This is a genomic window from Xenorhabdus santafensis, assembly GCF_033949405.1.
GTDB classification, from domain to species: Bacteria; Pseudomonadota; Gammaproteobacteria; order Enterobacterales; family Enterobacteriaceae; genus Xenorhabdus; species Xenorhabdus santafensis.
The window spans coordinates 1-5,787 of sequence record NZ_VCDN01000157.1 but is presented as its reverse complement, the minus strand read 5'-3'; the positions used below and the strand labels follow the sequence as shown (position 1 = coordinate 5,787).

General features: G+C 37.2%; 5 protein-coding genes and 1 pseudogene. 4 read left to right on the top strand and 2 right to left on the bottom strand.

Annotated features, from left to right (window positions below; translation table 11 throughout):
- Positions 1–629: 629 nt before the first annotated feature.
- Together FE392_RS19480 and FE392_RS19475 are read right to left on the bottom strand one after the other, a co-directional pair.
- On the bottom strand, positions 630–1,187 hold the full coding sequence (locus tag FE392_RS19480) for an Ail/Lom family outer membrane beta-barrel protein (protein ID WP_319931794.1): 558 nt from the start codon (positions 1,185–1,187) through the stop codon (positions 630–632).
- A 505-nt stretch (positions 1,188–1,692) separates the two neighbouring features.
- Positions 1,693–2,922, bottom strand: coding sequence for an MFS transporter (locus tag FE392_RS19475; protein ID WP_319931793.1), 1,230 nt, complete (start codon positions 2,920–2,922; stop codon positions 1,693–1,695).
- A 462-nt stretch (positions 2,923–3,384) separates the two neighbouring features.
- Here FE392_RS19475 and FE392_RS19470 point away from each other — a divergent pair, with 462 nt between their 5' ends.
- From FE392_RS19470 to FE392_RS19455, 4 genes and pseudogenes are all read left to right on the top strand, one after another.
- On the top strand, positions 3,385–4,368 hold the full coding sequence (locus tag FE392_RS19470; RefSeq protein WP_319931792.1) for a LysR family transcriptional regulator: 984 nt from the start codon (positions 3,385–3,387) through the stop codon (positions 4,366–4,368).
- A 475-nt stretch (positions 4,369–4,843) separates the two neighbouring features.
- Positions 4,844–5,140 (top strand): hypothetical protein, encoded by a 297-nt coding sequence (locus FE392_RS19465; protein WP_319931791.1) that lies wholly within the window; start codon positions 4,844–4,846, stop codon positions 5,138–5,140.
- Positions 5,141–5,155: 15 nt separating this feature from the next.
- On the top strand, positions 5,156–5,335 hold the full coding sequence (locus FE392_RS19460; protein WP_319931790.1) for a hypothetical protein: 180 nt from the start codon (positions 5,156–5,158) through the stop codon (positions 5,333–5,335).
- 56 nt (positions 5,336–5,391) lie between these two features.
- Positions 5,392–5,734 (top strand): annotated as a pseudogene (locus tag FE392_RS19455) (transposase); the annotation flags it as partial.
- Positions 5,735–5,787 lie beyond the last annotated feature (53 nt).

Here is a 5,787-nt window from a genome sequence, read left to right as displayed (position 1 = left end):
ACAGTTTGATATAAAATGTTTTGTTTTTAAATAAAATTTTATTGATTTGAGTTATATAAAGAGATTTAATCATTATTTAGCGTTATCTCCGTAAATTTTCAAACTTTTCCTTAAAAATATTATTTACTGTCGATTTTTTGACTGAATAAATTTTTAATCTATCCCAAATTCAGTTTCACTCGCATCTTCACATAATTTGTAAAATAGCCAGCCCCATTGTTTGGGATAGGGTATGGATTTTTTATTTTATCAATTAAAACAAGATGATATAGGTTATTGTGTGATTGGCTGACTTTAACTATAAAAAATTACTTTTTTTTCGATGATCAATTTATAGAAAATTACCGTGTTGAGAGCATTTCTAGCTAAATTGCGCCAGAACATAGAGATACAGGCTGATAATTTAGTGTTATCACACATGATATTGTTGTGATGATTGAAGGTATTTTCACAGGAGAATCGGCACGTATAAAGAAAGATAAATTGCCAGACGAGTTTTAGAGATATGAGTTTTAGATATGCTTGTGGAAGTTAAAGAGAATAGCGAAATTGGAATGATTTTTAACCAGCGCCCAAACAAAGAAGTAGGGCGCTGGTTGAGGAATGAACAAGTTTTTTAATTCAAAAAATTAAAAACGGTATCCAATTCCCACAACGAATGTGCCTAATTTTTCTTCATACAGTTTGGTGTATTCGTATGAAACATCAATCGCGACATTTGAAATCGGGTTAAACTGCACACCTGCGCCATAAGCCGCTGATGTGGTGTTTTCACCATAAGTGTCTTTGGTATAACCATAAGAACTATAGTCAGTGATATCTCCAGATGCTTCAGCATAAGCAGCGCCCAATAAAGCGTAGATGCTGACATATTCATTAAAGCGGTAAGATGGCCCAGCCATGAGTGCATTATATGAAAAATCAAATGAATGCTTAGAGCTACTGTCCGTGCTGTTATATTTTTGAGTAGTACGGGTAAAAGAGCCAACGATACCCAAGTTCTCGTTAAATTCGTAACGATACTTCGCGTTTAGACCTTTTGGATCTTTAAGATCTTCGTCTTTTTCACCCTGAAATTTGCTCAGTGCATAACCTGCAGAAATGGTATGTTTTCCGTTAGCATTTGCTGTTAATGATGTCATTGCCAATCCCACCAAAACGGTTGAGATCAATAGATTTTTTTTCATTATTTAATTATCTCTTTAAGCTGATTTAATGCGGGATGAAATATACATAAATATACAAATCAATACAATTGAAATATTAAATTCTGTAAACTAATCATTAACAGGATATCTTTCTTTGAAGATACTTTTATGACTTGGTTTATTTGCTTAATTTAGCAATACCCCAAATATTGAAGACATAATGAGCCAGCGTGATATGCCCTTATGATGAATTATATGGAGTTAAAATCACCATAATGTTTGTCTTGGCAACATAGGAAGTCTTGATAAGAAAAAATCATATTGCCTGATAAGGACGGCTTAATTGGGCAGAATGTTTTACCCTTCTTTATGCGCTTATGTTTGCCACGTTTTGTTGATGGCAAAGTTAGTCTCTTGCTGTTACCAACATAAATGCTAGCGTAAAAATGGAAGTTACTCTGGTAGAACAACACAGACACACATAACTATTAAAATAGGGGAAACGATGCCATTTCCCCGTATTAACATGTAATAACTTCACTGATTATGTCGTTATCACTGGAGGCAGCCAGCTTTTATATCCAAAGGCCCGACGCCCCAGGATAATTAATACAATTCCTAAAATGAAAGCAACGACAAGAATGATCCCAATGATTTCCAATGGATTGAAATAACCTGCCAAAAAAGTAACTGCAACACCGCTGGCAGGAACCGAAGACATATTCATTAATCCAATTAAGCCTGATGTTTTCCCGAGATGCTCTTGAGGAATTATCTGGCTCCTGACAGATCGCAAATAGACGCTGAATACACCATCAAAAGCCATCAATAACATATAACCAACAAGGTATAACGCATAATGCATTGAAACTGTCATCAAGGCTCCGGACAATATCATTGCACAAAAAGAGATTGTTCCTAATGTGGATAACCCAAAGCGCCTAACAAAACTGGGTACAAAGAAGAAAGCGACAATCGTTGCTATGGCAGCTGAAGATTGCAAAATGCCAAAATATCGTTCAGACATGCGGAATTCTTCCAGGATCACTGCGGCGCTGACAACCAACGCGGCACCGTATACCAAATTCACGACCCATGTTAATCCGCACAAATGCAGCAGTACTTTATTTTTCCAAAGTACTTGCGCTCCTTGCTTATTAGAATCGATTAATGATTTAAAACTGAGTTTATCTTCAACACTAATCTGGCGTGATTTGAGAAAAAGATAATTAATTGCAGAAATGGCAAAAATTGCGGCGGCAACAGCCAGGACTGTATTAATGCCGCCATAAGCAGCGATAATTGCCGCCAGAGTTGGCCCTAAAATCTGAGTGACTTGATCAACACCTTGCACCATTGACAATGCTTTAGGTAATTCTTCAGCCGGAATATTTCGGGGCAGGAGAGATTCTGTGGCGACAAAATTAAGTGCATGAGCTACAGAAAGAAGAGTCATCATGGTTGCCAATACAGGGAAAGTTAATGTCGGATAAAAAATCAGCACAACAAATGCTGCCAGCATTAATAATGTACGCCCGAGCTCAACATTGAAAAATATTGATTTAGGATTAACTCTGTCAGCTATAAAACCAGATAAAGGGTAAAAGATCAGGCGTGGAACCCATTCAATAACAAATGCTAAAGAAGCGAACATTAATGAGCCTGTTATCTGCAATATTGTCAGCGGAACGGCGAAAAGTAAAAACTGATCACACAAGGTTCCAAGAAAACGAGAAAATATAAAACGTTTCAATCCAAATTCATTACTGCTCATAAGTTCACCTGATAATTAATCGAGCCGCATTCACAGCTAATCATTCCTTGCTTAAAATTTAATAATGATGCTGGGCATTGCCTGATAAAATTTAGAATTAATTCATGATCTTTATTCGTGATTTAATGCTCACTTTCATTAAACATCATAGGGCTCAATGATAATTTAACTAGATGCTCTGTATGCAAAAGAGTTGTGTATGTTAAACAAAAGCGTATTTATACAATTCTTCTTTTAAACTGCCTCCCTATTGGCTGTGTTTGCTCATTTTGGTCACCGTTTTCATAAGATTACGGTTATCTATGCTTCTGGGGATGCTCTTGCCGCCACAATGCAATTTAAAATCCATTGTGTATATCGGAGGATTACCCTTATTCGGGCTAACATGCCATGTACTCTTATTTGTACATCATAAGTTAAAGTGATAGCTTGGTTGAATGCCTTATTTACAAAGACCAGTATATGAAAAACAAAAACGAATTGACGGGGTTTATTCCAGCGCTGCTTGTTTTCATTAAAACAGTTGAGACAGGGAGTTTCTCTGCAACCGCTCGGCTAATGTCTATGACGCCATCATCTGTCAGCAGAATAATTGACCGTCTGGAGGCTCAACTCAATCAGCGCCTTCTCATTCGCACAACCCGTATGTTACAGGTTACTGAATGTGGGCAGGAAATATATCACTATGCCTTGAAAGTTATTTCTGCAACGGATGATTTATTTGCTCGGGCTGAGAATTTTAGAGATATACCCAGTGGCGTTTTACGGATAACCGCACCAAATACATTGGGAAAAATACTGCTCACTGCGTTTTTGCCTACATTTTTAATCAACTACCCGGATATCAATGTCGAATTACTGCTTACGAATAATATTGTAAACATTGCACATGATCAGTTTGATTTAGAATTACGCGTAACGGGAACACCACCGGAAAATATGGTAGCCAGACCTTTAATGCAGATTGAATACGTACTGGTTTGTTCCAAAAATTATAGGAAAGAATTCCCGACAGAGCCTCTTTTATTAAATGAGCACAATATTTTCTTTTCTGAAGAACGGCAGTTCCATCATGGTTGGATTTTCAGGAATAAAAAACGTACTGAACATGTATTTTTAGAGCCACGATTTCTTATCAACAGTAGTGATGCGATGTTAGAGGCCATTCTTCAGGGAGTCGGGATTGGCATCATACCGACTTTTATCGCCAATAGTTATATTTCTGATGGTTTATTGTTAAAAGTGCTTCCTGAGTGGAAAGTTGATAATCCACTGCCGCGCCAAGCCTATATCATTACTTTGCCTCAAAAATTATTATCACTAAAAACAAAAGTCTTTATTGAGGATTTTATGCAATGGTTGAAAGAGCGAGAAAAGCATCAGGAGCTATCTGATCGAGGTTTGATTAAAGAGTTATCAGTCATGACTCCAGAGCGGTTAATTTAATATTTTTATGTTTTTTAAGGGGGTATTAGAATGAAGGCCATAATAGAAATTGCTGGTCGTTTTTGCAATAAAACTAACCCTGTATAGTTGTTTAATAGAAATAATTTAGTAAATAGGTTTACTATTAATATTGAAATTAAAATGTGAATCAAATAATAATTAACGCTATATGAGACGATTCTTATTGTATGCATCAGCATCCGGTTATTTTATTATAATGCAGTTATGGTTATTGTATTATTTTTTGTATTTAAATATATCTGTGGAAAGCTGGCTTTTACTTAAAAATAATATTTATTCTCATCCAAAATTAGATAAATAAAAATGATGCATGCATTTTGAAGTTAATAGAATATAAATAGTAATTCTGGTGGGGGTAGCGGAGGAATACCATCAGCTTGATTAATAACAGGGTTACGTTCCAATGCGGGCCGTAACCCTCATATTTCACTTTTAATTATGAGAGTGTTTAACAATGAAAAAAAATTTTTTACCATTATTAATAATCCCACTTATTTCTTTCAGCGTATTATCTCATCCTAATGATTTCAATCATCAAACTAAAGTAATCAGTTCAAATGGTGGTGCAGGTGGTAACGGTGGTTCTGGCGACAATTCTCCTGGTGGAGATGGCGGGGATGGGAGTGTAGTTAATGGCGGGAACGGAGGGAACGGCGGGAACGGTGGGAGCACGGATAATTCCCCTGGATGCAATGGTTTGAATGGCTCGAATGGCTCGAATGGCTCGAATGGTTCGAATGGTGAAGTTTGATTTCCTTTTAGCGGAATGAACTTTACTCCAATATCTAAAGGAGGGGATGGTGATTCCGGTTCTAATGCAGGAAATGGTGGCGACGGAGGAAATGCAGACACTGGAAATAATTCACCGGAGGAAAGGGGGGATGGTGGTAAAAACGGTGCGGATGGAGGCAAAGGCGGATTAGATGGAATGAGAACAGCCAAGTAGGGGAATCGATCGGAGGTCCCTGTTTTCGAAAAAAATATGGCAAAGATCGGCTCTAATACCCGCAAATCAGTAAAAGTTAGCACGCGCATTGGGAAAATCTAAATGCCTTCTTTGCTTATCCAGCCGGTATCCGCAAGGTTATCTATACAACTAATGCTATAGAATCACTCAACGGTGTTATTAGGCATGCCATCAAAAAACGTAAGCTATCCCACACCTGATGATGAGACGTGCAAGGTCATTTATCTGACCATTGAATCAGCCTCAAGAAAATGGATTTTGCCAGTCCAAAACTGGAAATCGACCATTGCTATATCGACAATTTGCTTTATTCCAACTGAAAGGCTTTACAGCAGGTATAGCAGCGATAACGGGGGATATCAGATTCTCTTTATATGACCTGTTCAATGAACTATGTATAAGCATTTGTATAAACAAAAAAAGCACTTCCC

What these genes read in the sequence shown, in the direction of transcription:
- FE392_RS19465 (WP_319931791.1), top strand. Translation starts at nt 4,844, where the DNA reads ATGAAAAAAAATTTTTTACCATTATTAATAATCCCACTTATTTCTTTC.
- FE392_RS19470 (WP_319931792.1), top strand. Translation starts at nt 3,385, where the DNA reads ATGAAAAACAAAAACGAATTGACGGGGTTTATTCCAGCGCTGCTTGTT.
- FE392_RS19460 (WP_319931790.1), top strand. Translation starts at nt 5,156, where the DNA reads ATGAACTTTACTCCAATATCTAAAGGAGGGGATGGTGATTCCGGTTCT.
- FE392_RS19475 (WP_319931793.1), bottom strand. Translation starts at nt 2,922, where the DNA reads ATGAGCAGTAATGAATTTGGATTGAAACGTTTTATATTTTCTCGTTTT.
- FE392_RS19480 (WP_319931794.1), bottom strand. Translation starts at nt 1,187, where the DNA reads ATGAAAAAAAATCTATTGATCTCAACCGTTTTGGTGGGATTGGCAATG.